Source organism: Alishewanella sp. BS5-314 (genome assembly GCF_025377695.1).
GTDB lineage: Bacteria > Pseudomonadota > Gammaproteobacteria > Enterobacterales > Alteromonadaceae > Alishewanella > Alishewanella aestuarii.
Window position 1 is genome coordinate 521308 of sequence record NZ_JACEHJ010000001.1, and the last position, 24397, is coordinate 545704.

A 24397-nucleotide genomic window follows, 5' to 3' on the forward strand; every position below is an offset into this window, starting at 1 on the left:
TTGCTAAATCGGTTATTACAACAGACTTTATTCCGCAGCCTGCTGCGCAACCTGCGTTGACGCAATACCGTTGATGCTCATGGTCAGGCGTTGCAGATTTGCCACCGTCAGCTCTGAATTGTCCAGCTTAACCGCCAGCATCAGATCCTGCAGCGCAGCCACTTTATCACCGGCCATCAGGTTCATTACGGCTCTGTTATTCAGTGCCAGTGCCCGCATCTCGCGTTTAGCGGAGCGCGGCACGGCCTGCAAAGTACCGGCACGCTGCACGGCGTCAGTACAGGCTGCCTCGGCTGATGCGAAGTCAGCAGTGCGGCTGTACGCGACACAGAGGCTTAACTGGCGGAAGAACGGATCCGTATCGGCCTGACGGGGGCTCACCGCCTGTTCGATCCCCGCTTTAAACTGCCCGGCTTTAATTAACTCGGCGCCCGGTGCTTCTTCCGGCAATCCCATCTGGTACGCATTACCCGCCGCAGAAGCGAGCAATGGACTTGACGACAACATTACTACCGCCAAACCGGCTAATAATTTACGCGTTGAAAAAGTCATGTCTGGTCTCTCCTGCAAAATTGATTTCAGTGCCTGCTTAGTGGCACGTAATAAAATTACAAGATCACGCTATTTCTGACAAACGAGAAGAACTAAACGAACAGGTTAGAAAATTTAACTTATCCGACCACCTGACGCAAAAGCAACAAAGGCAAACAGCCACAATGCAATAAAATCAAAGACATAGCGCACTTCAGCCCAGAAAGAATGGATATACAGCACGCTAAACAAAGCAATACAAACTGTAATTTTATTACAAAAATAATAGTGGCAAGCGCTAGTGATGGCGCTCAGACGCTTGGTCAGGACTGGTGGTTGCTTTTACTGGCTACTCTGCTATGGTATGCGCAAGCTGGCACTCTGCCAGCTGTACTTTAACGGAGTATCGTCTTGTTCAGGCCCATCCGGTCGTCTTTAAAGAGTTTTAGTACCGCCTTCCAGCTTTAAGCCGGGTGCGCGCTGTCGCGCCCGGATCCAATACCAGCTTGTTAGCCCATACCCTTATTCGCCAACAAATTTGATCTATGGAGAGCCCGATGACAGGTCGTGCCACCCTGAAGAATTTTCCGCTATCGCGCCTGGAACGCTATTTACTCAGTGCCAGCTGGTTCCCGCTGCACAAAGCACGTAAACCAACCACTCTGTTGCGGACACTGGGTACACCTCAGGTGCCACGCGGTATTAAAGGTCAGCTTAGCGCCGCACCCGGCCATTCAATACAACTGATCGCGCTACCAGAAGGCGAAAGTTGTTGGGTAACACTCAGCACAGAGCATACGGCCAGCACAGATGATAACCCGCTGTCGATTTGGTCGCCACTCGGGCAGGCGCTGCTGGGCAAAACCTGTGGTGACCTGGTGCAGGTAAAAGTATTTCGCCGTACTTTGACGTTTATCGTCGGCGACATTCTGAGAGTCAAGCAAACCGATTGAGGTTAAAACCCGGGAGGATAGTGCCATGCAGTCTTTAACAGTCGCAGCTAAAGGTTTTGATATCACCGCACCTACCGTCTGTAGATTGCTGCGACCTCAGAGCAGGGGTGTCATCTGTTTAAGGATTTACCATGAGCAAAGAAACCAGCAAAAAGCAGCCAAAGCATGACATCAAAGAAAAACGCCGGCTGAAAAAGCAAAAGCGCCAGCAACAGAGCTAAGATGGCGACCCGCAGGCTGCCAGCAGGCAGCCTGCTTTAATTGTGGCTTTAGTCCAACAATAGTTGCAACTCTGGCGGTAAAAACGGCTTGCCGCTTGCATTAACGGCGGTACCGGTAATAAAGGCATCCAGCATCAGCTTCTGATCGCGACTGCGCCACACTTGTTGCTTAAAACCAAAGCGTAAGCGCGATACCGGCTGATACTGGGTAGAGATATAAAACTGATCGCCACTGGTCAACGACGCCTTGTAGTCCAGTTCGGCACGCACCACTACCAAATTAACTTCGGCTTTGGCTAAGGCGGCAAAATCAATCTGCCGGCTGGCTAAAAACTCATGCCTGGCATGCTCCAGATAATTAAAATAGACGGCATTATTCACTATACCCTGCATATCGCATTCGTAATCGCGGACTTTAAACTCGGTTTTATGCATCAGCAGCTCCCTGGTTGCAAAAGCTGCATGCTAACAGCCAGCCGCACAATCTCCAAGTCAGGCCAGTTTGGGTGACAAACCAACCGGTGCCACTGGCAGAAACAGCTGCGGTAATTTACGTGGTACTATATCCAGTGCCGTTTTATAGCCCTGCAGATACAGCAATTGCTTCTGTGCCACCGTCAATTCAAAGTTCACCGCTGATACCTCACCGGTATTTACCACCACCGTATTGTGCCAGTATTCGGCATGAACATATTCACGTGACACGGCATTCATAAAGGTTTGGATCAGCATCTGCATATAGGACACGACCGGCAGGTAGCGGCTGGTGCGGATAGGCCGGGTTTCAGATTCACTTTTCAGCCGGAAGCAAACCAGTGGCAGCCCCTGCCCCGACCAATCGCGGTGCAGCGCATCCTCAGACAGGATCACGCCATCAGTCAGCACCTTGTCGCGATAACTTTTAAACGAGAAAAACAACGGGATCGACATCGAATAGCGGATTGCGGCCGATACTCTGACCTCCGGCGTCAACTGGCGGTTAAAAATCACCGGCCCACCGCCACTGATATCCGTTGCCAGCACATGCAAATCCAGCTCAAGATCGGCAAAGGTACGCTGCTCTAAAAGTGCATCCAGCCACTGTTCAAAGCGGTTACCATTACAGAGGCCGCCGGTGCGTAATAAGGTAGTAAGCGAGATCCCTTTGAAGTAACGAAAGTCTGTATCCAATGCCAACTGTTCAATCCGCTTTAACGGCCAGCCGGCCGCATAAAAAGCCGCCACGATACTGCCACCCGATACGCCAACTAAATGCCGGTAACTCAGATTCAGCTCATTCAGGGCTTGCAAAATGCCGATATGGCAACTCAGACGGGTACCACCACCGGACAAAATAGGGACAATTTCTGACGCATTCAGCACTGACATCAAAGCCACCTTAGCAGCAGTATTTCTTCAAGTATGGTGAAACATTGGAGGCTGTCCAGTAACAGATATTTTTTGCAGCCACTAAACCTTTGCCATAAGGTGGACGACTAAGCAAGAAACCCATAATTAGTATCAGGCATGCCTGCAACAGAACAAACGTTATTACAACGAGCCCAGCAAGGTGATCAAAGCGCCTTCGCCCAACTCTACCAGCAGGGTGTTGGCCGGGTTTATGCGATCGCCTGGCGTTTGCTGGCAAACCGCGCCCGGGCAGAAGAGGCGGTGCAGGAGACCTTTTTAAGGGTCTGGCAACAATTGCCTGGCTTTCGGGGCGAGAGTGCCTTTAGCAGTTGGCTACACCGCCTGGCCGTCGGAACCAGTATCGATCTCTGGCGCAAGGATAAAGGCTTAAGGCTGGAAGACGGCGAGTCGCTGCCGGAGCTCGGTTATTGCCCCGCCGAACAAGGTGAACAGCAACAGCAATTGGAAAGTGCGATTCAACGTTTACCAGCCCAGGCCAGAGCCGTTTTTGTGTTGTACGCATTGGAGGGTTATCCCCATCAGGAGATCGCCACCTTACTGAATATTGCCGAAGGCAGCAGTAAAGCCCACTACCACCGCGCCCGGCAATTATTGCAGGAGTATCTGAATGAGCACTAAGCAACTCGATGATTTGCTTGCCACCCTGCCACGTGAGCGGCAACCCGAACGGGATCTGTGGCCTGAAATAGCCGTCCGGCTTGCACCACGGCCACAGTCGCGTCACTTCGGCAAACTGGCAATAGCCGCGTCGGTACTGCTGATGCTGCTCTTTAGCTGGCAATGGCCAGAGCGCACCGAACCTGTGCTGGCCTGGCAGCAGCAGGAACAGCAATGGCAACAGGCGCTAAGCCAACAACTGACAGAGCTGCAACAGGTCAATCCGGCCTTTGGCGACTGGCAATGGCAGTTGCAGCTGTGGCAGCAAGCCATCAATCAGGTGAAAGTGGCACTGAATTTTTACCCGGACGATCCCGGTCTGCAACACAAACTGGCCTCACTCTATCAACAACAGCTGTCTTATGTTGACTGGTTGGCCTCGACATCTTACTAAAGGAGAACACCATGAAACTGATACAACTCGGCGCCAGCCTTTGTTTACTGCTTGCCAGTAGTCTAAGCCTGGCCGACAGCCGGCAAAGTATTAACGAAGTCCGCACCGTCAGCCCGAATGAGCAGATCAGCCTGGAGGTAATGCGCGGCAAGGTTGAAATCCGTGGCACCAATAGCAACCAGTTCCGGGTGTCCGGTAAACTGGATGAAAAAGCGGAAGGCTTTACCCTCGATTCCAAGGGCGGCTTTACCGGCTTTATCGTGCAGATGCCCCGACAGTTAAGAGAGCAACATCAAGAAAAAGTCCAGGGTTCAGAGCTTGTTATCGAATTACCGGTGGGTAGCTCCGTATCCTTTAAAGGCGTGAATGTCGATGTCAGCCTGACCCAGGTGAACGGCGGCGTGGAAATCAATACCGTCAATGGTGATATCACAGCAGCGCAATTGGATGGCCGGGTCGAGTTGGCGACCGTAAACGGTGCCATTAAAAGCCAGGCATTAAATGGTCAACTGCGCCTGCGGTCGGTAAACGGTAAAATCAGTGATCAAGGCGCGACCGGGCGTCTGAGTGTGGAATCCGTAAACGGCGAAATAGCGCTCAAGAGCAAACCACAAGAGCTGATGGTAACCGTCGTGAATGGCGAAGTGGATTTGGAGTTAACCGATACCGCGCAACTGGAAATCTCTTCGGTAAATGGTAACGTCGAACTGGAGCTAAAAAACCAGAATGCGCCACGTATTAAAGGCTCTTCAGTTAGTGGCAAATTCGAGCTGAAGCTACCTGCCAATCTGGATGCCGCAGTCAGCCTGAAAACATCCGCTGGCGGCAGTATTAAAAACAGCCTGACCGCCGATCAACCGAGTCGCGCTAAATACGGCCCGGCCAGCGGCCTGCAATTTACCAGCGGCAAGGGCCTGGGCGTGATTGACATTAATACCGTCAGTGGCCGCATTGAGCTAAAGAAAAACTAATGTCGCCTTATGTTTAGGAATACCGCATAACGCATTACCTGCAGGCCTAACCCAAAACGGTTAGGCCTGCACTGGATGCCGAACCCAATACAGCCACCTTTTTAAAACACTTTTGAAATAAGATATTACATTTAGTTATATTGAAATGCTGTACACAAAAAGTAACAGCACTTATTACAGCTAGGTTACCGGCTGATGATGTTTTTTTGACCATAGTAAAAAAAACCTTTTTCGGAAACGCTGTGCCGATCATGGTGTAACCCGAAATCGACTGGCTATTTTTCGTCCATTTACAGCTCCCCGCCTTTTCTTTTAAAACTAGTAACAGATGTTGCTGTGGTTTTACAGCATGCAGTCATCCTTCCAGGGAACTCATAACAAGAAACAAGGTAATACTATGCCGAAGAAATATTTCAAACTAAATGCGTTTGCACTGCTGTGCCTACCCGCAGCATTGTTAACAAATGCCGCAAACGCAGACGATAACAACCAATATCAGGATGGCCCGGTTACCCGGGTTATTGTTAAGTATAAAGAAAGCCAGACCGATAATCTGACACGCAGTCTGCCGGCAGCCGTCGCTCAACAGCGCCGGGCTGAGCGGATGCAGGCCAAAGCTGAGCGTTTTAGTCAGCGTGCCGGCAAGTCAGTGAAGTTTGTGCGGGAAACCGCATTGGAACGCCATGCGGTATTTAGCGCCGACCGTCGCCTGTCGGCCAAGGAAACAGCGGCACTGCTCAGCCAATTAGCAGCAGATGACGAAGTAGAATTAGTCGAAGAAGATGTGCTGCTACAAGCAGCTCTGACTCCAAACGATACCCAGTATGCCAACCAATGGCATTACTATGAGAATACCGGCGGTATTCGCGCCCCGGCAGCCTGGGACAGAGCCACGGGTCAGGGCGTAGTCGTGGCGGTACTGGATACCGGCTACCGGCCACATGCCGATCTGAATGCCAATATTCTGCCCGGCTACGATATGATTTCCGATACCTTTATCGCCAATGATGGCGGCGGCCGTGACAGCGATGCCCGCGATCCGGGAGACTGGACCAATGCCGGCGAGTGTGGCGGCGGTCAACCAACCTCCTTCCGCGCTTCCAGCTGGCACGGTACGCACGTGGCCGGTACCATTGCAGCTGTTACCAACAATAACACCGGGGTTGCCGGCGTTGCTTATAACGCCAAGATCGTACCGGTGCGGGTATTAGGTAAGTGCGGTGGTTATACCTCTGATATCGCTGACGGTATTATCTGGGCAGCCGGTGGCACTGTGTCGGGCGTACCGGCTAATGCGAATCCAGCCAGTGTTATCAATATGAGTCTGGGTGGCTCTGGTAGCTGTTCTACCACCACTCAGAATGCGATTAACCAGGCGCGCAGCCGTGGTGCTGTCGTTGTTGTTGCCGCCGGTAACAGTAACTCAAACGCCAATAACTTTAACCCGGGTAACTGTGCCGGCGTGGTTAACGTCGCCGCAACCAACCGTCAGGGCGGTCGCGCCAGCTACTCTAATACTGGTACCAGCGTTGATGTCGCAGCACCGGGTGGCCAGATGACCTCAGCCAATGACCCGAATGGCGTACTGTCTACCTATAACTCTGGCAGCACTACGCCGGGCAATGACAGCTACGGCTACAGTCAGGGTACCTCTATGGCGGCGCCACACGTGGCCGGTGTTGCTGCGCTGATTAAGCAGATGAAACCCTCTGCCACCCCGGATGAAATTGAGACCATCCTGAAAAATACCGCTCGCAGCTTCCCGGCAACCTGCAGTGGCTGTGGTACCGGCATTGTTGATGCCAATGCCGCAGTGCAAGCTGCTCAGGGTTCCGGCGGTACCGGTAGCAGTAGCACGCTAACTAATCTGTCTGCCACCACCAACAACTGGCTGCATTACACAGTGACGGTACCTGCGGGTATGCGGACGTTAACCGCCAGTATCTCCGGTGGCACCGGCGATGCCGATCTCTATGTTCGTCGCGGCGCCAGACCGACTACCACAACCTATACCTGTCGTCCGTATCTGCAAGGTAACAATGAAACTTGCAATATCAGCAATCCAGCTGCAGACGTATGGCACGTTAGTATCCGTGCTTACAGCAGTTTCAGCGGTGTGACCCTGACAGTGAGTTACAATCCGTAACTTAAGTCAGTACCAGATAAGTAAGTGACAACGGTAGCGCAAGCTACCGTTGTTTTTTAGAGCAAAGGTAAAGGCTCCCTAGTCAGCAAAGCTGATCTTACCCATAGTAATGGCCGGCATAGCTTCACTGGTAGCAGTAAAGGTGTCAGAGCTGCCGGCGACACTTTCATTCGCCAGCAAGGCAAATAATACGGCTTCTTTGGCGTCCGGCAAAATCGCCAACTCAGCGGTAGTTCGCAGCGGAAACTGTGGCAGTTGCTGCTGAATTTGCTGCATTAACAGCGGGTTATGGATACCGCCGCCACTGGCGTAAATAACAGTAGGCTGTGCTGCTACCGTTAGCTGCTGTACTACACGCACAATGGCTGTCGCACTAAAGCAGTTTAACGTGGCCAGCACATCTGCCGGGCTTAGAGCGGTACAACCACTTTGTTGCTGCGCCTGCTGCAGGTATTGCAAATTAAACACTTCAGGCCCGGTGGTTTTGGGTAAACTCAGGCTGAAAAACGGATGCTGCAGTAGCGCCGCCAATAATGCCGGCGCCACCTTACCACTGCTGGCAATTCTGGCATCGGCATCATATTGCAAGGCAGGATAATGCTGCCGGACATAGGCATCCATTATGGTATTTCCCGGTCCGAGATCCGTACTAAATACTTTGTTCAGATCGGCATCTGCCGGCAAATAGGTAAGATTAGCAATACCACCGATATTAAGCAGAATACGGTTTTCCTGAGCGGAGCCAAAGAGTAAATAATCACCATAGGCCGCCAGTGGTGCGCCTTCGCCGCCAGCCGCGATATGTTTTTGCCGAAAGTCACTGACGGTAATAATGCCGGTATGCACCGCAAGGTGATCACCATCTCCCAGTTGCAAGGTAGCATTGCCCCACGCCGGATCCTGATGCTGCCGCAACGGGCAGTGATAGACGGTCTGACCGTGGCTGGCGATCAGATCCACCTCTGATGCCGGCACCTGCCAGTCGCGTAACGCCTGATTGATCATAGCCGCATGCTGCAGGGCAATCCACGGATGTAATAGCGTTAATTGCTGTAAATCAACCTGCCGTTTGGCAAATACCGCCTGCACCCGGCTGCGAAATTCATCCTGATAAGGCACGGTGATAAACTGCTCGACGGTGACGCTGGTATGCTGGCCGCTACCACTAATTAAGCACAGCGCAATATCCAGCCCATCTAACGAAGTCCCACTCATTAAACCGATAATGCGGCGGCTGGGTTTGGCGGCAAGTTGATATAACTTGGTTATGTGACTATGCATGCGTAGCGCATCCTTAATTTTTTTCTAAAACAACAACACCAGGCGCCGCTTTCGTTCGTATACTTACGCCGTACACTGTTATCACTCAGTGCCCATACTACCCCAGAACCATGAACGGAGAAAATGATGATTAGTTATGTAACCTTAGGTGTCAGTGATATTGCTGCAGCCCGCAAGTTTTATGGTGATTTACTGGGTGAGCTTGGGGCCAAAACCTTGTTGAATATGGATCGAATCACTTTTTTTGGTAAGAGCATGAAAGAACCCATGCTGGCTGTCTGTATTCCGTTCAATCAGCAAGCCGCAACGCCAGGTAATGGCAATATGGTGTCTTTGGCTCCAGGCTCAAAAGCAGCGGTTGATCAGCTGTATCATAAAGCCATTGCGCTGGGTGCCACTTGCGATGGTGCACCGGGTCAACGCATTCCAAATACCTTCTACGGTGCCTATGTAAAGGATGCCGATGGTAATAAACTTTGCTTTTGCCATTTCGGTTAAGCATGCAGATTAACGCCGATTTTAGTGCCCGGGTAGTGCTGTTGCCGGGCCAACAACAGTTTGTGCCATCCCCTCTGCCCGGTGTAAGCCGGGTGATGTTAGACCGTGCTGGTGACGAAGTCGCACGCGCTACCAGCCTGGTACGTTATGCAGCAGGCTCAGGTTATAGCAGCCACCGCCATGATGGCGGTGAAGAAATATTGGTGCTGGACGGCATCTTTTCAGATGAACACGGCCACTATCCGGCTGGCAGCTACCTGCGCAATCCGCCTGGCAGTAACCACCAGCCCTACTCTGAGCAGGGGTGTCTGCTGCTGGTAAAACTCTGGCAATTTGCCGCTGACGATCACACTAAGCTGGTCATTGATACCAATAATAGGAGCTGGCTCCCCGGTTTAGTGCCTGGGCTAAGTGTACTGCCTTTACATGAGCATAACGGTGTTAACACCGCCTTAGTGCGCTGGGCCGCCAATACCCAATTTAACCGCCACACCCATCCCGGTGGCGAGGAAATCCTGGTGCTGGACGGTGTTTTCCGCGATGAGTTTGCGGAATATCCCAAGGGTACTTGGTTGCGCAATCCCCGCTATAGCAGCCATACCCCTTTTACTGGCGAGACTGGCGCCCTGATCTATGTTAAAACCGGACACTTAGGCGCCAATTTACTGGGTGACAAATTTATCGCTGCCTTTAGTTAAGGTCGTGATTGCCAGCTGTTGCTTTTTTGTGCTAGATTTTGCGCCCTTTTCTGATAAAGCTAGCCTGTGATGGATTTGTTAACACTCACTATTGTCAATGCCTTTATCGCGCTGGTGGCAACCGCCGTGCTGGTATTGCAGGATAGTGCAGATCGGCAATTCCGTTACCAGCGCTATTTTGTGTTGGCCGGCCTGTGCATGCTGCTAAACGCCAGTTTCAGCGCCTTGCGCTATGCCGGTTACCCCCTGCCGTACTGGTTGTTTCCAGCCCTGACCAACAGCCTGAGTGTTGGCGCCAGCCTGGCATTGGCTGCAGGTATTCACCGCCATTTGCAAAAACCCGGTAAACGCTTTGGTTTATTGCTGGTGTTTATGCTGATTTATGCCCTGCATTTTGTCGACTATATCAGCAACAACCTTGGGTACCGGATGCTTCTCAATATCCCGATAGTACTGCTGGTTAATTTCTGGTGTATTGCCATGCTTTGGCAGGCCCGGCATTCAGAACTGGGTAAGGTCTATCTGGCGTTTATGGCGACCTTTATCTTTAATATCCTGCAATTTGGAGGGCGATCTACTTACCTGCTACTGGAGCAAACCCAGGTTCTTAATACAAACTATAGCGCTCTGGTGCATAGCATAGGTTTTTTCTGCCTGACGGTTTTCGCCATTCTGATTTTTTGCTGCATTATTATGCTTAGCCACCGGCAACAAAAACTGATGTTACAGCAACTATCTGAGCGCGATGCGCTAACCGGCTTATTAAACCGCCGCACCCTGGACCTCAGGCTGGCAGCCGAATTTAATCGTTGTCAGCGCAAGGGCAGCAGCTTAAGTTTGCTGTTGCTGGATGCTGATCACTTCAAGAAAATTAACGATACCCTTGGCCATGCTGCCGGCGATCAGGCAGTACAGCATATCGCGCGGATCGCCGATCAACAGCTACGCGATTATGATCTGTTGTTTCGCTTTGGTGGCGAAGAGTTCTTACTTTGCTTACCGGATACCGACCATTCTACAGCGCTACAGATCGCTGAGCGGCTGCGTCACAGCATCGAAAAGCAAGCAGTGCAGGCAACAGAGCCCTTTACGCTCACCGTGAGTATTGGCGTGGCCAGTAGCCCGGGAACGGCAGATTGGCAAAGCTTGCTAAAGCATGCCGATCAAGCGCTTTATATGGCAAAGTTCCGCGGCCGCAATCAGGTACAAAGCTTTTCCGCCGTCAAATTAGAACATGCCACTGCTATCTCGGACTAATCACAGCCAAAATCCAGCAGCAAATGTTTCTTTTTTAGAAAAATGAGCTAAGATACCTCTTATTAAGCACAGCATTAATTATCTTATTCTGTTAGTCTTGGATTGATCTAACAGGGGTACTACGTATATGGACATACTCACCCTCGCCATGGTGAACCTTTTTATCGGCCTGGCCGCCGCCGGCAGCTTGCTGCTGTTGTGTTACCAATATCCTGCCGCACGCTATATCCGTTATTGGTTTTGCGCCGCCTGTTGCCTGGTTAGCAGTGCACTGTTAGGTAGTCTGCTGCAATTAGGTGTGGCTGTACCGTACTGGCTGCTCCCGGCTGCCAATAATGTCGCTGTTGCTGGCATCCATTTATTTATACTGGCCGGACTGGCCAAGCTGCTGCATTTAAGACTACCCCTATTTGTTGTGCTGTCGGTTTGCGCAGCCTACTATTTGTTTCATTTCAGTCTGTTCGCCCAAGCGGCTCTGAGCAATCGGTTGCTGGTCGCATTTCCGCTAATTATAAGCGTGAACCTTGCAGCGCTTTGGGTGATTTATCGCCGTTTTGATACGAGTCTAAAACTACCATTAACGCTTTTTACTGTCGCTTTGGTATTTAACATCGTCCAAATCAGTATCCGGTATTCGCTATTACTGGCAGAGCCATTGCAGCTGCCCTTACCCTTCTCTACTCAGCACATTCATAGTCTGGGCTTTTTTGCCCTGACAACTTTTGCACTACTTAGCTTCAGTGCTAGCTTACTTACTGTGTACCGTAAACAACAACTACTGTTAGAGTACTATTCAGATCATGATGCTCTGACCGGCTTACTTAACCGTCACCATATGGAGCAGCGACTAAAGGGTGAAATTCAGCGCTGCGTTCGCGCTAAGGATCGCTGTAGCTTTTTACTGTTCGATATCGATTTCTTCAAACAGGTAAACGATACCTACGGCCACCTGACAGGTGATACGGTGTTGCGCCATGTGGCGGCCCTGGCCAAAAGTCATTTACGCCCTTATGACAGCCTGTTTCGTTATGGTGGCGAGGAGTTTTTACTCTGTTTACCGGGCACTGCCGCCGACGAGGCACTAAAAGTCGCAGAGCGTTTGCGCCAACATATCGAAAATAGCATTATTGACGAGGTACCAGCGCTCAAACTCACCGTCAGTATTGGCATTAGCACCCTGGTTTCAGGGCAAAATTTCCACGAGCTGGTACAACAGGCAGATCAGGCTCTATATAGCGCCAAGCAACAGGGGCGTAATCAGAGCCTGCACTTTCAGGCAGCAAACAGTGATTAATCGCAAAGACCGGCAACAGGGTGGCGTACGGCCGCCTGAATTAAAGTTGACCGCAAGACAATTTAGGTTAATTATTAGGCAACGCGCACTGTGCCGCGCCCCTCTTATCAGGCGGATAACTATGCAAAAATACGCCTTACTTGCGCTGTTGCTATTATGTCGGCCCGTCTTTGCTCATTCCCCTTTGCTGCTCTGTTATGAATTACAGGAAAATTCGACCGTAGAAACCAGCCTGGGGATTGGACTGGAACAGATTTTTGAGTTTCAGGCCAAGGTTGTCGCTGATGCCTTACAAAGCCTGGCATTGCCCTATCAATTACAACGACTCCCCTGGCGCCGCTGTCTGGCGGCGGTAAGCCGCGGTGAGCTGGATGGCGTGATCGGTGTCGGCTGGACTGCAGAACGCGATCTGGCATACCACTTCCCAAGATCAGAGCTGGGCCTGGACCCAAGCAAGCAATTACTGCATCTGAATTATTCTATCTATACCCGCACTGACAGCGTTCTGCAATGGGACGGCCAGCAACTCACCGGAGTAGAACATGGCTTAGCGGCCCCAAAAGGTTATGTGGCAGAGCTGCGCCTGCAGCAGCTGGGGGTTTTGCGAGAACTGGATGCGGCTCTGGAATCCGGCATTGATTTAGTTTTAAAACACCGGCTGGATGGTTATGTCCTGCCGGATGAGGTGGCAGCAACCCAACTTAAAGGCCACCCCGAGGCCGACAAGATCCGTAAGCTCGAACCGCGGTTTATGGCACAGCCGCTTTTTTTGGCGTTAAGCCGCGAAAGTAGCAAGCTTAACGCAGAGCGACGCGCCCAGCTCTGGCAACAAATTGAATTGTCGCGGGAAAAGTTACTCAGTCAGGAATCGCAGTAGGCTGCAGCTGACACAAGTAGTGCCAGCCGCTAGCGACTGCGCAACCAAAGCCCCAGCGCTGTACTGTAGCCTAAGGATTTCGCCGTGACCTGCCCCTGAGCATCCAGCACATAGTAGGTTGGAAACGCCTGGATCTGATAATCGACCGCTAGTTGTTGATTACCCAACAATACCGGCACCTGTAAATCCAGATCGGCGACAAAGTCTGCCACCTGCTCTGCCGAATCATACTGTAAGGCAATGGCATAAACGGCCAGTCCGTCGTTATCGGCTTGCAGGTACTTCAGGTTAGGCATACTTAAGCGGCAGATGCCGCACCAGGGCGCAAAAAAATATAACAGGGTTTGCTGCCCCTCCAGCTCAGCAGAGCGGAACAAAGCGCCATCGGCCGCAATGGCAATAAAGGCTGGCGCGGGCGTACCACTGGCTAATAATGGCCGCTCTTTATACCAGCTTAGGCCAAAAAAAATCGCCAGCGCTAATACGATACTTAAAATCCAGGATTTCATGCACAACTCTGCCAGACAACAATCATAGTCAGACTGTAGCCTGCTTTGCTGATCAAGATCCAGCCTGCCCCAGACAATTGGCTGAAGGCAATAGCAGTGCGACATATTGTCGCACCCGCTGGCTCATCACTTGTCAGGGCGCCGCTTTATCGCTACCGTAGGCAGGATATGGCTTACTCTATCAAGGACCTGTTATGCGTTTTCTGCCCGCTTTGATCTTGCTGCTTGGTTTCACATCACCCCTTGTTGCCGCCGCCCCCTTAGTATTAAAACAGGGCGAAGTACGGCTGCCGATGCCGGGCAGAACCGTAACCGCCGGTTACTTTACCGCAGAAAACAGTGCCAGCCATGAAGTGGAGCTGGTTAAGGCCAGCAGCCCGGCCTTTGCCCGGGTGGAATTGCACCAACATATCCGCCAGGATGACGTGATGCGGATGGTGGAAGTCGAATCGATTAGTCTCGAGCCCGGCGCTACCCTGGTGTTTCAACCCGGTGGTTTGCACCTGATGCTATTCGAACCGCAGGTCGAGCTGCGCCTCGGCGGCAGCGTCCGGGTTTCGCTATACTTTGCCGATGGCAGCAGCCAGGACTTTGAGCTGCCACTGGCTGAAATGCCGCGCCGCTAGACATTTTAGCGCCCAAGGTCCCCTTTGGCGCCGCAGGATGCCGCATGCTTAAACTTTGCCGTTGGCTACATAACTGGCTGGGCCTAATCCTGGTCATGCAGATTATCTGCTGGTTTTTAAGCGGCCTGGTGATGGCCATTATGCCGATTGAACAGGTGCGGGGCGAACATCTGCGACAAACTCTGGCCAGCGACTGGCAAAGTGCTGCACTGGCTCCCGCCACTGTGCTGGCGAAACATCAGGCCGGTGCCAGCCTGACGCTGAGCCAGCGACTTATACTGCAGGAGCAGCAACTTGCCGCTATACCCGTCTATCTGGTAGCAGATCAGGGGCAGTTATATCGCTATCACGCGGCCACAGGTGCCATGCTGGAACCATTAACCGAGCCGCAGATCCGGCAATTGGCAGCCGCCCAATATCTTGGCGCTGGCCAGTTACAACAAAGCCATTTGCTATCGCAGCTGCCAGCAGAAGTGAAAAATCTGACACCACCGCTGTGGCAGGTACAGTTTAGCGATGCCGAACACACCACCTTTTATCTGGATCCGGCAACCGGCGTAGTGCAGCGGGTCAGAACCCAGGGCTGGCGCAGCTTCGACTTTTTCTGGATGCTACATATTATGGATTACCGCGACCGCAGTAACTTTAATAACCCGCTGTTAATTAGCAGCGCGGCCGCAGCTTTGCTGTTTACCCTCACCGGTCTGGTACTACTCTGGCAGCGGCTGCGCCCAAGACGGCGCTATGCCGCATAGCTCCCGGGCGTTTTACCGGCACCAGTGCGCTTATCCGGGCTGATAAATATACTTCTCGTCTTTCAAAATGCACGGGGGTTGGCTGCGTTCGTGAACTGGAGCGCCAGCCCGGCCCAATCACTTAGTATGGCTAAGCTCATGGGGATTCACGGCCTTGCCGCCTACGTGCATTTTGAAATCCATTGAGTATAGGCTTGAGTGCGCTGTCGGCATTGCCTACAATGCCGCATCGCAATTTTAATGGCAGAATCAAGATGACCGACAGCAGCACCCGCCCGACCTTACCAGACCGTTTATCAGTAAATCCACGCAGCAAATTCTATGATGCGGCAATTTTTGAGCATGAAGTAGGCATTAAGCTCAACGGTAAAGAGCGTTTTGACGTAGAAGAATATTGCATCAGCGAAGGCTGGGTAAAGGTCGCGTCTGCCAAGGCACTGGATCGCCGCGGCCAGCCATTATTACTGACCGTAAAAGGCGCAGTAGAAGCCTTTTACCGCTAATCAGCCGTTGCTAACTGCTGCGCCAGTTCCTCCGGGCGCAGCGTTAATACCTCTACCCCGTTTTCTGTTACCGCCACGGTATGCTCCCACTGTGCCGATAATTTCTTATCACGGGTGACCACAGTCCAGCCATCTTTTTTGGTTTTCACTTTGGCGCTGCCCTGATTAAGCATCGGCTCAATCGTAAATACCATGCCGGGCTTTAACAGCATACCGCTGCCGGCGGCACCATAATGCAGCACCTGCGGCGCTTCGTGCATCTCGCGGCCAATGCCATGTCCACAGTATTCCCGCACCACGCTATAGCCGCGGCTTACGGCAAACTGCTCAATAGCAAAACCAATATCGCCCAGCCGGGCGCCGGGCTTAACCGCTTTAATACCCAGCCACAACGCCTGATAGCAGTCGGCGACCAACTGCCGGGCTGCCGGTGTCACCTCGCCAATCAGATACATCTTGCTGGAATCGGCAATAAAGCCATGTTTTTCCAACGTAATATCGACGTTGATAATATCGCCGTTTTTTAAGCGTTGGCTGGCCGACGGCACGCCGTGACACACCACCTCATTCACCGAGGTATTTAGCACATAGGCAAAGCCATACTGGCCCTTACTGGCCGGGCGGGCTTGTAACTCATCGACGATATAGCGCTCAGCCAGTTCATTAATTTGCAGGGTTGAAATTCCGGCCGTGATCGCGGTATCCAGCATCGCAAACACCCGGGTTAACAACCGGCCAGCCTCGCGCTGTAACGCCAGCTCGGCCGCCGTTTTAAGCTGAACGCCGCTCATCCAGGCCCCCCGCCCATTTCACATCAGCCTGCTGTAACAGCATTACCACCAGTTGCTGATAATTAAGGGTCGGATGCAGCTCAGCAAGCATGCCCATTTTTAGCCAAAACTCCGCCTGCGCATTAATCGAGCGCGACATAGCGCCACTGGCTTTGCGAATTTCTTCGTGTAGCTCATCGGCAATTTTTACAATACCCAAGTTCCTGACTCCTGCAGTTCGCAATATACGAATTATATATGAAGTATATATTCATTCCTAGTGCAGTCATCGCAAGCGCCTTAAGCCGCGATCTAACCGGCTGCGGATCCGCGCTGCCTGCGCCAAAAGTCGCTATTATGATGTAAAGGCTGCTCTGGCTTAACGCGGTCAGGCTGGGCCAGAAAAATCGCCGCCGTTATAGGTAAAGACTAAGGAGCCAGGATGCGGCCACTAAAGCGCAAAATAGTTATGCACAAAGTAGTTATGCACAAAATAGTTATGGGGAGAGCATTGATGCAGAACGTTTTGATACCAAGAGTGTTGATACTGTTAATTTGCTTACCCTTGCTGCTAGTAAGCGGCTGCAGCGCCACCATTAGCTTGCCGGCACAGGTGGCAGAGCCGCGTGAAGTGCAGTTACTGCTGCATGGTCGCCACAGCTCTATTCTGCTGACCGCCGCCGATCAAAGCCGGCTGCGTTATTCCTTTGGTGACTGGGCCTGGTATGTTGCGAACGAGCAAAGCCTGGCCAGCGGCAGCCGGGCGTTATTTCTGGACAGTAAAGGCGCACTGGGCCGGCAACAGATCGCCCCGGCCAGCACCGGAGAAAACCTCGAAGCGCAAATCGGCGTTGGTATTAGCCAGCGCTGGCAATTTCAGCTTGAAGCCGCCAAAGTCGATGCCCTGATCCAAACCCTGGAGCAACAATTTCAGCGTAGTCAGACCGCGCCTTTTTACAGCCCTGAGCGCCATCTTAGTTTTATCCCCAGCGATAAGCCCTATACCATGCACTATAACTCCAACCATCAGGCCGCCGACTGGTTAAGAGCGCTGGGGCTTAAGGTAGAGGGTAACCCGGTATGGGGTAATTGGCAGGTTAAGAATGCAGAACCTACGCAGCGTTAGCCGTTATCGTAACGATGCACTGGCGAGCTGAATAAACTGAAAGACCTGTAAAAATTGCCGCTGCACTAATACCCGCTGCAATACATCGACGCTAAAATTTAAATAATCGTGCACCAGCGCATTACGCAACCCAATAATTTTTCGCCATTGCAGCAGTTCATTACCGCTTAGCTTACCGAGTTGACTGAGTTTTTCAAAACTACCATAGGCATCAGCAGGTGCTGAACCACTAACGGCTTTGACCCACTGTTTAGCGACACCAATTGCCGCTTCAACCAACACTTGCAGCTGGCGTTCTGCAGCACTTTGCTCAATACGGGATAAAGGTTGCTGACTGGCGATTGTTGCCAGTTGCTCCAGCAACTCCAGGCTGGCACTACAATGTTCTTCGATATGGTCTAAATAGGCATTAAGCATAGTGCGCCTTATGGTAAAGGTGATCAATTTCCCACTTTGACAGCGTGCGGCGTTCAAACTCCAGCCTGGCAAAATCATCGCGGCAATACAGTAAGGTATTGTCGCTTACTACAGTAAAAGCCAGTGGTAGTGGCACTTGCTGCACATCAAGCACAGATAATTGAATATCCGATAGCTCGCTTTGCCAATCCAACGCCAGTAACTCCGGCGCCAAACGACGCTCAACCGGATCGTTTTGATAGTCAGCAAACAGTACCGCCAAATCGTAGTCACTGGCGGCGCCGGCAGTGCCGCGCGCACGCGAGCCGTATAGCCACAATGCCGCTATCTGAGAATTGGCGGCTGCCAGCAATACTAAACGATTAAGCACAGCGGCTTGCTGCATAAAAACACCTTAAAAATCACGCATCAGGTTTATGTATAAGTTAACATACTTTCAGCAAAATGGTGAGCGAGGCCCTAGTGTGCTAATGCGAGGACAACCAGTATGAAATATCTGATTAAACAAAAACTGCTTAGCCTAAGCGATAGCTTTAGCATTGAAGATGAGCGCGGCCGTGCGGCCTACATGGTAAAAGGTAAGGTCTTTAGTTTTAGCGGTAGCCAAACGCTGTTTAATGCCAGCGCCCAGCCACTACTAAAGATCCGCCGCAAATACCTGACGCTGTTACCCGCCTGCCGGATTGTTAATAACGATGGCAGCGAATGGCTGGTGCGCAAGCGGTTCTGGGCGTTGTTAAAAAGCCGCTTTGTGGTGGAAACGCCGCACGGGCAATTAGAGATGACCGGCAATTTCTGGCAACACGAATACGAAATCCGCCAACAGGGCCAGCTGATTGCCAGTATCTCAAAAAAATGGTTTAGCTGGTCTGATACCTATGCGGTGCAGATCCTAAAACCGGAGTGGACAGCGCAACTTTTGGCGGTAGTAATAGTGATTGACCGCTTGCAGCATAGTGATCGTAATTCTGGTGTGGGGGACTAAGGGTTTAGCGGCATGCCGCTGCACGTCCTTCGCATACTGCACCAGCAAATGGCAGCCACACAGCATTTGCTTGAATAGCCAAAATAGGATCCTCGACACAGCGCTTCGGTATCTGCTCCCGAAAGTCTAAGGTCTGGTTTTTTACTTAGCACGAATAGCCAATTAACGATAAGCGCACAGCATCAGTGTTGTTACGTAAAGGGGTAATCACCAACTCTGCTTGCTGTTCGCTAATTGTAAAGTCGCCCAACCAATCTAAGCGGCTAATCGGGGTAAGCCGGTAAAAGCCAAAATCATTGCGGCAAAAATAACTGAAATAGTGATAAGCCCGCCCCATCGCGCCAGGATCAGCGGTATAAACAGCAATGTTTCCTTGCACCCTAAACTGCTCGCTAAGTGGTGCAAAACCAGCAAAGATATACCCAACCCCGACCAGGCTCATCAGTACTAACTGAATCACAGCTAAACCACTCATGGTATGGCACACCAGGTTACGCCAGCCGCTAAGTACAGTGCGCCTTAGTAAGGCAAGCGCCAGCACTGTCAGCAAAAATTTTACCGGTACCAGATAAGCACTTATCAGATACATCATTTTGGGGCTGTGCCACTGCAGGGAAAAGACATTGCCTAAAAACAGCGTGTCAATCAACAACACGGAAATTAACAATATGTTAAAGTAAAACAATCCTATTCCACCCACACCAATCATCACTCGCAAAATTCAGGTTAATCCAAATCCCATAACTCATCATCAGCCGCCCACAGCGCCAGCAACTGCGCCTGACGGCTAAGTTGTTTCGCTTTGGCGGCCAAATCGCCGCTAAGCTCCGGGCTGCCTTGCCAGGCTATACCTTTATTGGCGGCAGCGGCAAGCGTGCTCCATTTACGTGCAAAGGCGGCCATCGCATCACGGGGCTCGGGTAAATCGGTGGCGCTAAGGTGGTCAAATGGCACGGGTTGAGGCTGTGCGCCGGTGCTATCGCCGGCCAGGATCCAGTGCCCAACAAACCCCGGATCCTCTGGGTTCTCTACTGCCCATAACCCAACATAAGGCGCGGTATACCATTCCGGCCAGTCGCAAATCATACCATGCGGGATTTGCTGGGTTTTTACGTAAGTTTCAATGGCCGCAAACTGGCTGTCACACCAGGCCCAGTCTTGCGCGTCGTCTAAATCCATCTTCAAGCTCCAGCATTGAATACAGTTGTTACCTGTGGTTATGGTAACAACTTCTGCTGAAATTTACTGCGCAAGCTAACGACTTTGAGAGCAATGTTTGCCTAATTGGACAAGTCACTGGGTTACAACTGTTCCAGCATTTTTCCAAAGGTTCTTGAATGTATGCTCTGATCCGTACCACTGCCCCAGCCTAGACGCCTCGGAACCTAACTCAGAAGGTCGCATAAAATTAATAAGTCTTGACCAATAAAAGAATTTAGGTAAATCTGTTTTAATCAAAAAACTATTTAGCAACTTTTTCAAGCATTACTTAGCTAAAAAAGCAGAATAAATCACATCTTTTTAATGCAATGAATTTAATACATGAAAAAAGACATAATGGATACCGACTTTTTAAAAATAGCAGTAGTAAGTGACCTGCATTTTATTGATAAGCAAGCGGTAATGGATGAAGGAAAAGCGTCTTGGCTAACTATTGACGAGCAAAACAATCCAACGACAAATCTATGGAAAGAACTAATAGCAAAAATAGAAAGAGAGAAGATCCATGCGGACATGCTAGTTTGTCCAGGCGATATAACCACAAATGCTAATGAAAAAGGCCTATTTTGTGCTTGGGAAAAGTTACAAGATCTGAAAAAGGCTTTAAGCTCTAAAGTCCTCGCCGTAGCAACCGGGAACCACGATGTACAAAGCCGTCCTGTAGAAATTACTAATCCAGTCAGAGATCTAAATTACATAAATGATCTTACTGAGAATCTTAAAAAGCTCAGTCCAGAATATCCTTTGGTTGCAGAGTCTGTTACCGACGAAGACAAAAAGCATGACAATAGAGTCCATTATTTTGGAACAGATTACCTAATCTATGATGACAGCAAGGAATATAGATTAATAATATTCAACAGCTGCGGCAGGCACTCCTCAAACAAAGAAACATATGAAAAGGGCTACATTTCCGAGTCAACTTTGAATTGGCTTGATCGTTCTCTAAAAAAAATATACGACAGAAAGAATAAAAAGATAGGAATTTTCCTATGTCATCATCACCCAATTCAGCATGAGGACAAAAACCTTGGGGCTTATGATTTTATGCAAAGAGGTACTGAACTTCTAGCCCTTTTAAATAAATATGGCGATTGGATTGTAATTCATGGTCACAAACATCACGCAAAAATATCATATAGTGCAGGTGGATCGAAGCGTTCTGTTGTTTTCGCGGCGGGAACATTATCTTCGCATAAAGCATTACTAGGCGAGGACGGTTTTCAAAATCAGTTTTACATTTTAAGAATTCACAAAACAAAAATTAGAGGTGGGCTTAAAGGTACAGTCCAAGCATGGAGCTGGAAAGGTAATCAGTGGTCAATTTCGAAGAGCATAAAAGATGGAATATTTACAGGCGTTGGCTTTGGGCTTGAGAATTGCATTGAGGATTTGGCTGAGAGAATATCCAACGATGTATCTAATCCTATTCCCGTAGATTGGGAAAAACTAAAAGAAACCCATGATGATTTAAATTATCTTATGCCAACTGACTACGAACATTTGAAAGAAGAGCTATCAAACTTCGATATTGATATTAACTACAATGACGATGGAGAAATTGAAAGCCTATCAAAGACGGAGAAGGCAACTTGAAAATATTTTTCGATTCTCTGAATGCAAAGCATCTAAAAAGCAGCGAAATTGCAGAAACCTTTGTAGTCTCTTCTCATTTTGAAGAGACAGCAAAACATGGACATACGATTTTAATAGGGCCACGAGGCAGCGGTAAGACTACAATACTTAGAATGCTGAGTAATGACGTACTACCTAAATGGGAGAAAATTAATAAAAAAAATCGTTATGTCGACTACCAAGGAGTTTATGTACCTGGCGATATAGTCTGGGGAGAAATGATTAGAACACTTAATAATGCTGGAGTTAATAGAGATGCAGCTGACGAATTCGCATACATTGCTTTTTGCACTCATGTTTACTTAGCAACTGTTGAAGCAATCGAGTACTACATAAAATCCGTTCAGAATGAAGCCGGAAATGAATTCATACAAAGCAGGTATGAACGAATATATGATGCATTTAATGCCATTTGCTCAACACTGAAAATATCATTAGATAGAGTTTCTATATCAAGAATAAGAATTGCATTAAATCAAAGACTAGCCGATTTAGGAGCTTTCTGTCGCCAAAAATGTGATGACGGAAATCTTACCCTTAGTATTTTGAGACAAGAGCTTCCATTTTCCACAATAGAGCTAAAGCAATCTCTAGAATCAATATTTAGCGCTATCGATTTTGCGTTAGACCGCAATGATCAGAGATGGGCAGTTCTTCTCGACGAATTCGAAATAGCACCAAAATATTTGTTGGACTCGGTACTAGCAAACATGAGGTCATCCGCAAAAAAAATCATGTTTAAAGTAGCGTTGGTTCCCTGTGGAGTTCACCAAGACATAAAATATAATACAAGCTCTGTACATGATTACTCAGTTGTAGAACTATGGTTCAACAAATTCTCTGATATTTCAAGTTTCTGCGGGAACATTGTTAAAAACAGATTCGAAATCGAGGAGCCAGAACAAATTTTTGGTATTACAAAGTTTATAAGTAATAAACCAGGAGGTGCATCTGACTGGTCAAAACAGTTTTCTGAATTAGAAGAAAAGGATGTTACTTTTAAAAGCTTTCTATTAGATAAAAAAATAGAATATAAAACTGAATTTGCAAATAATGCATCGCCAAGTAGCAACATTAGAAAAATATCGCTACTCGTAGCCTTTAGAAATGCTTTTCTAAATTCAAATGGCAAGCGAAAGGGGCGGAAAAAGTTAACAGAATTTTATTCTGGCTGGGAAGCGATAACTAGGATTAGTGAAGGCAACCCAAGATGGTTAATCGCGACTATTAGGTCATTAATAACCGACGAAAAAATAGTATCAAGAATAGATGAATCAAAACAAATGGATAGCATTTACAGAGTAACAAACAGTTACTGTGCAATGTTAAAAACAACTGCTTTAAATGACAATATGGGAATATCTTGCAACTATCCTCCATTTGATTTACTTGAGAAGATATCGAAATATTTCAACTCCAAAATTATTGATTTCGATTTTAAATCCTCTGTGGTGGGCTCATTTACAATAGACAATAAAATTTCTCAGGATGTAAAGAATTCTCTAATGATTGCATGGAACCATGGCGCTATTGTATTGATAGATAATGATAAAACTTTTGGAACTTATAAGGATATTGACGGGATGCGATTTAGAATATCTTATCTTCTCGCTCCCAAGTTTGAGCTACCACTTAGAACCGAAAAAGGCATTAATCTTAGTACTATACTAACCCATAGCAGCTCAACGCCGTCAATTAAAGAAGAGCCTTGTGAGCCACAACAAAGGAATTTGTTTGATGATTGATTACAGCGTAGAACTTATTAAAAATTTAGATGAATTTTCGATCATGAATGAGGCTCAATCATGTCATGGAATTATATTTAAGCATGGTGAAGAGCGCTCGTTAAATACAGTTATACCCCACATTGAGAGTTTCAGCAATAAGGTCATTGAACTTATGGAATCTTTCGATAGAAAAAAAATATTAGAAGCTTTGGAAGATAAAATATATGAAAATAACTTAGGCAAATCTCCATTTAGGTTACTCATAGATATATCTCTAATTTCGAGAAAGATGATAGCTGATATAATATCGACAATACTTAGGCTTAGTAGAAAACATTCACTTGAAATTAATATTGTCTATTCTCTAGCTAGGTACACCCCCCCAAACGATTTATTCGCACCCAATAAAAGAGTCCAACCGGTAAATGATACTTTTACGGGATGGCCTTCAAAACCTGGCTTGCCCGTAATGACTATCGTTGGGTTAGGCTATGAACGTGATAAGGCTCTTGGTGCAATTGAATATTTAGAAAGTTCAAAGACAATTTTATTTATACCAAATTCCTCAGAATCACAGTATAAAAACGATGTTTTCAGCGCTAATGAAGCACTTTTAAATGCTGTCGATAAAAACAGTAAGATTGAGTATGACGTTGAGAACCCAATTGAATCTATTTTCATGGTAGATAAGCTTTTATCTAGCTATGGTAGTAGATATAAAATTGTTTTATTTCCATTTGGACCGCGAATATTTTATATGACAACTTTGATTGCAGCTATCGCTCACCCTCAATGTGCCGTTTGGTATGTAAGCGGAGAAGATGATGAGTCATTAGTTGCCCAAGACAGGCAATCAGCAAAGACTTTCGGCTTTAAATTTAAGGTTGAAACTAATGAAAAGATAAAGATAATTTGATTATAAGTTTCATATAAAA

At 48.9% G+C, this 24397-nt stretch carries 29 protein-coding genes; 18 read left to right on the plus strand and 11 right to left on the minus strand.

What is annotated here, in order from left to right:
- Window positions 1-27: 27 nt before the first annotated feature.
- Window positions 28-552, minus strand: a complete 525-nt coding sequence (locus tag H1D31_RS02415; RefSeq protein ID WP_008609288.1) for a hypothetical protein — start codon at window positions 550-552, stop codon at window positions 28-30.
- A 536-nt stretch (window positions 553-1088) separates the two neighbouring features.
- Between H1D31_RS02415 and H1D31_RS02420 the strand changes: the two genes are divergently transcribed.
- Window positions 1089-1484, plus strand: coding sequence for a GreA/GreB family elongation factor (locus H1D31_RS02420; protein WP_261255687.1), 396 nt, complete (start codon window positions 1089-1091; stop codon window positions 1482-1484).
- A 269-nt stretch (window positions 1485-1753) separates the two neighbouring features.
- On the opposite strand, the gene H1D31_RS02425 is transcribed toward H1D31_RS02420, so the two are convergent.
- Complete coding sequence (locus H1D31_RS02425; protein WP_261256427.1) at window positions 1754-2143, minus strand: acyl-CoA thioesterase; 390 nt, start codon at window positions 2141-2143, stop codon at window positions 1754-1756.
- 54 nt (window positions 2144-2197) lie between these two features.
- Window positions 2198-3073 carry a patatin-like phospholipase family protein gene (locus H1D31_RS02430; RefSeq protein WP_008950997.1) on the minus strand — a complete coding sequence of 292 codons (876 nt, stop codon included), beginning with the start codon at window positions 3071-3073 and terminating at the stop codon, window positions 2198-2200.
- Window positions 3074-3211: 138 nt separating this feature from the next.
- Here H1D31_RS02430 and H1D31_RS02435 point away from each other — a divergent pair, with 138 nt between their 5' ends.
- The 4 genes from H1D31_RS02435 to H1D31_RS02450 all read left to right on the plus strand — a co-directional run bounded on the left by H1D31_RS02435 (window position 3212) and on the right by H1D31_RS02450 (window position 7283).
- Window positions 3212-3733 (plus strand): RNA polymerase sigma factor, encoded by a 522-nt coding sequence (locus tag H1D31_RS02435; RefSeq protein ID WP_008609294.1) that lies wholly within the window; start codon window positions 3212-3214, stop codon window positions 3731-3733.
- Complete coding sequence (locus H1D31_RS02440) at window positions 3723-4166, plus strand: hypothetical protein (RefSeq protein WP_261255691.1); 444 nt, start codon at window positions 3723-3725, stop codon at window positions 4164-4166. Before H1D31_RS02435 ends, H1D31_RS02440 begins: the two co-directional genes overlap by 11 nt.
- An 11-nt stretch (window positions 4167-4177) precedes the next feature.
- Window positions 4178-5137, plus strand: coding sequence for a DUF4097 family beta strand repeat-containing protein (locus H1D31_RS02445; protein ID WP_008609297.1), 960 nt, complete (start codon window positions 4178-4180; stop codon window positions 5135-5137).
- A gap of 397 nt (window positions 5138-5534) precedes the next feature.
- A complete protein-coding gene (locus H1D31_RS02450; protein ID WP_261255695.1) occupies window positions 5535-7283 on the plus strand; it encodes a S8 family peptidase in 1749 nt (582 codons plus the stop codon).
- Between the two features lie 78 nt (window positions 7284-7361).
- On the opposite strand, the gene H1D31_RS02455 is transcribed toward H1D31_RS02450, so the two are convergent.
- Complete coding sequence (locus H1D31_RS02455) at window positions 7362-8564, minus strand: anhydro-N-acetylmuramic acid kinase (protein ID WP_261255696.1); 1203 nt, start codon at window positions 8562-8564, stop codon at window positions 7362-7364.
- A 126-nt stretch (window positions 8565-8690) separates the two neighbouring features.
- Between H1D31_RS02455 and H1D31_RS02460 the strand changes: the two genes are divergently transcribed.
- The 5 genes from H1D31_RS02460 (at window position 8691) to H1D31_RS02480 (ending at window position 13188) form a co-directional block, all read left to right on the plus strand.
- Complete coding sequence (locus H1D31_RS02460; protein ID WP_065954648.1) at window positions 8691-9062, plus strand: VOC family protein; 372 nt, start codon at window positions 8691-8693, stop codon at window positions 9060-9062.
- A 2-nt stretch (window positions 9063-9064) separates the two neighbouring features.
- Window positions 9065-9760, plus strand: coding sequence for a cupin domain-containing protein (locus tag H1D31_RS02465; RefSeq protein WP_065954649.1), 696 nt, complete (start codon window positions 9065-9067; stop codon window positions 9758-9760).
- Between the two features lie 69 nt (window positions 9761-9829).
- Window positions 9830-11017, plus strand: a complete 1188-nt coding sequence (locus tag H1D31_RS02470) for a sensor domain-containing diguanylate cyclase (RefSeq protein WP_008609305.1) — start codon at window positions 9830-9832, stop codon at window positions 11015-11017.
- A 127-nt stretch (window positions 11018-11144) separates the two neighbouring features.
- The gene (locus H1D31_RS02475; protein ID WP_261255708.1) at window positions 11145-12311 is read left to right on the plus strand and encodes a sensor domain-containing diguanylate cyclase; all 1167 of its coding nucleotides are present in this window, start codon (window positions 11145-11147) and stop codon (window positions 12309-12311) included.
- Window positions 12312-12432: 121 nt separating this feature from the next.
- On the plus strand, window positions 12433-13188 hold the full coding sequence (locus H1D31_RS02480; protein ID WP_261255710.1) for a substrate-binding periplasmic protein: 756 nt from the start codon (window positions 12433-12435) through the stop codon (window positions 13186-13188).
- A 29-nt stretch (window positions 13189-13217) separates the two neighbouring features.
- Here H1D31_RS02480 and H1D31_RS02485 read toward each other — a convergent pair whose 3' ends face one another.
- On the minus strand, window positions 13218-13697 hold the full coding sequence (locus tag H1D31_RS02485) for a TlpA family protein disulfide reductase (protein ID WP_008950983.1): 480 nt from the start codon (window positions 13695-13697) through the stop codon (window positions 13218-13220).
- Window positions 13698-13891: 194 nt separating this feature from the next.
- On the opposite strand from H1D31_RS02485, the gene H1D31_RS02490 reads away from it, so the two are divergent.
- The 3 genes from H1D31_RS02490 (at window position 13892) to H1D31_RS02500 (ending at window position 15581) form a co-directional block, all read left to right on the plus strand.
- Complete coding sequence (locus H1D31_RS02490; RefSeq protein ID WP_261255714.1) at window positions 13892-14323, plus strand: copper chaperone PCu(A)C; 432 nt, start codon at window positions 13892-13894, stop codon at window positions 14321-14323.
- 44 nt (window positions 14324-14367) lie between these two features.
- A complete protein-coding gene (locus H1D31_RS02495; RefSeq protein ID WP_261255716.1) occupies window positions 14368-15078 on the plus strand; it encodes a PepSY domain-containing protein in 711 nt (236 codons plus the stop codon).
- Window positions 15079-15332: 254 nt separating this feature from the next.
- On the plus strand, window positions 15333-15581 hold the full coding sequence (locus H1D31_RS02500; protein WP_261255718.1) for a DUF3297 family protein: 249 nt from the start codon (window positions 15333-15335) through the stop codon (window positions 15579-15581).
- Here the strand turns inward: H1D31_RS02500 and map are convergent.
- On the minus strand, window positions 15578-16372 hold the full coding sequence (gene map / locus H1D31_RS02505; protein WP_261255720.1) for a type I methionyl aminopeptidase: 795 nt from the start codon (window positions 16370-16372) through the stop codon (window positions 15578-15580). The genes H1D31_RS02500 and map overlap by 4 nt on opposite strands.
- Window positions 16353-16571 carry a ParD-like family protein gene (locus H1D31_RS02510; RefSeq protein WP_008609322.1) on the minus strand — a complete coding sequence of 73 codons (219 nt, stop codon included), beginning with the start codon at window positions 16569-16571 and terminating at the stop codon, window positions 16353-16355. Before H1D31_RS02510 ends, map begins: the two co-directional genes overlap by 20 nt.
- Window positions 16572-16865: 294 nt before the next feature.
- Here H1D31_RS02510 and H1D31_RS02515 point away from each other — a divergent pair, with 294 nt between their 5' ends.
- Complete coding sequence (locus tag H1D31_RS02515) at window positions 16866-17477, plus strand: DUF2459 domain-containing protein (RefSeq protein ID WP_261255723.1); 612 nt, start codon at window positions 16866-16868, stop codon at window positions 17475-17477.
- Window positions 17478-17480: 3 nt separating this feature from the next.
- Here H1D31_RS02515 and hepT read toward each other — a convergent pair whose 3' ends face one another.
- Together hepT and mntA are read right to left on the minus strand one after the other, a co-directional pair.
- Entirely contained in the window at window positions 17481-17894 is a 414-nt protein-coding gene (hepT, locus tag H1D31_RS02520) for a type VII toxin-antitoxin system HepT family RNase toxin (protein WP_261255726.1), read from the minus strand.
- Window positions 17887-18279: a type VII toxin-antitoxin system MntA family adenylyltransferase antitoxin gene (gene mntA, locus H1D31_RS02525; RefSeq protein ID WP_261255727.1), complete on the minus strand. Its 393-nt coding sequence runs from the start codon at window positions 18277-18279 to the stop codon at window positions 17887-17889. The genes hepT and mntA overlap by 8 nt, the downstream gene beginning before the upstream one ends.
- A gap of 102 nt (window positions 18280-18381) precedes the next feature.
- Here mntA and H1D31_RS02530 point away from each other — a divergent pair, with 102 nt between their 5' ends.
- Entirely contained in the window at window positions 18382-18879 is a 498-nt protein-coding gene (locus tag H1D31_RS02530) for an LURP-one-related/scramblase family protein (RefSeq protein ID WP_261255729.1), read from the plus strand.
- Window positions 18880-19024: 145 nt separating this feature from the next.
- Here H1D31_RS02530 and H1D31_RS02535 read toward each other — a convergent pair whose 3' ends face one another.
- The gene (locus H1D31_RS02535; protein WP_261255731.1) at window positions 19025-19471 is read right to left on the minus strand and encodes a hypothetical protein; all 447 of its coding nucleotides are present in this window, start codon (window positions 19469-19471) and stop codon (window positions 19025-19027) included.
- A 134-nt stretch (window positions 19472-19605) separates the two neighbouring features.
- Window positions 19606-20058, minus strand: coding sequence for a DUF4826 family protein (locus H1D31_RS02540; RefSeq protein WP_261255733.1), 453 nt, complete (start codon window positions 20056-20058; stop codon window positions 19606-19608).
- A gap of 363 nt (window positions 20059-20421) precedes the next feature.
- Between H1D31_RS02540 and H1D31_RS02545 the strand changes: the two genes are divergently transcribed.
- Genes H1D31_RS02545 through H1D31_RS02555 form a run of 3 tightly spaced genes read left to right on the plus strand, consistent with a single transcriptional unit; the run spans window position 20422 to window position 24378 of the window.
- A complete protein-coding gene (locus H1D31_RS02545; protein WP_261255735.1) occupies window positions 20422-21696 on the plus strand; it encodes a metallophosphoesterase family protein in 1275 nt (424 codons plus the stop codon).
- Window positions 21693-23480 (plus strand): hypothetical protein, encoded by a 1788-nt coding sequence (locus H1D31_RS02550; protein WP_261255737.1) that lies wholly within the window; start codon window positions 21693-21695, stop codon window positions 23478-23480. The genes H1D31_RS02545 and H1D31_RS02550 overlap by 4 nt, the downstream gene beginning before the upstream one ends.
- On the plus strand, window positions 23473-24378 hold the full coding sequence (locus tag H1D31_RS02555; protein WP_261255738.1) for a hypothetical protein: 906 nt from the start codon (window positions 23473-23475) through the stop codon (window positions 24376-24378). Before H1D31_RS02550 ends, H1D31_RS02555 begins: the two co-directional genes overlap by 8 nt.
- Window positions 24379-24397: the final 19 nt, after the last annotated feature.